General features: G+C 68.9%; 1 protein-coding gene. It reads left to right on the top strand.

Going from position 1 to position 879, the window contains the following annotated elements; genetic code table 11:
• The coding region (locus AC1D34_RS38030; protein ID WP_476827085.1) for a calcium-binding protein at positions 1-879 on the top strand (879 nt) is incomplete at both ends.

Raw genomic sequence — 879 nt, 5'->3', positions numbered from 1 at the left:
TCCTGGGACGCATGTCGGGACGGGGCTGAGCGATGTCCTGATCGGGGCAGCGGGGGCGGACAACCTGATCGGCCAGGGCGGCGACGATGTTCTGATCGGTGCGGGCGGCGACGACACSATCTCGGCGGGCGAYGGCAACGACTTCGTCGATGCCGGGGAGGGCCGTGACGTGGTCTTCGGCGGGGCCGGCGACGACGTGCTGCTYGGCGGGGCYGGCAACGACCTGATCGATGGCGARGCCGGCAACGACCGGATCTTCGGTGGCACGGGCGACGACCGGATCACGGCCGGGGCCGGCGACGACACKGTGGTGGCGGGKGCGGGCAACGAYGTGATCGTGGCKGCGGTCGGTGACGGCAACGACGTCTATTTCGGCGATGACAGCGACGGCGGCWCGGGCATCGACACGCTCGACATGTCGGCGATCACGGCGAACCTGACGGTCGATCTCGGCAAYGGCCTGCTYGGACGCGGCAGCGCGGTCAGCACGSAMASCGGCAGCGACACGCTCTGGAGCATCGAGAACGTCGCGACCGGYTCGGGCAACGACACGATCACGGCSAGYGCSGCGGTGAACGTGATGGARGGCGGGGCGGGCAAYGACACCTTCCRCTTCGAGAGCAAGGAAGCGGCGGATGGCGACACYATCCTCGAYTTCGAGCCSGGCGATAAGCTCGACCTCTCCGGCATCGACGCCAATGGCGCGCTCGCCGGCAACCAGAGCTTCACCYTGACCARCGGCCCRGCCTTCACCGCCACGGCCCAGCTGGTGGTCKCCTACGAGACCCGGGCCGACGGCGACTACACCGTGGTCAAGGGCAATGTCGACGCCGACGGCGATGCCGACTTCCAGATCAACCTGAAGGGCAGYCACACCCC

The sequence above is a fragment of the Allobosea sp. P1_A7 genome (genome assembly GCF_056406775.1).
This window is presented reverse-complemented; position numbering and strand designations above follow the sequence as displayed.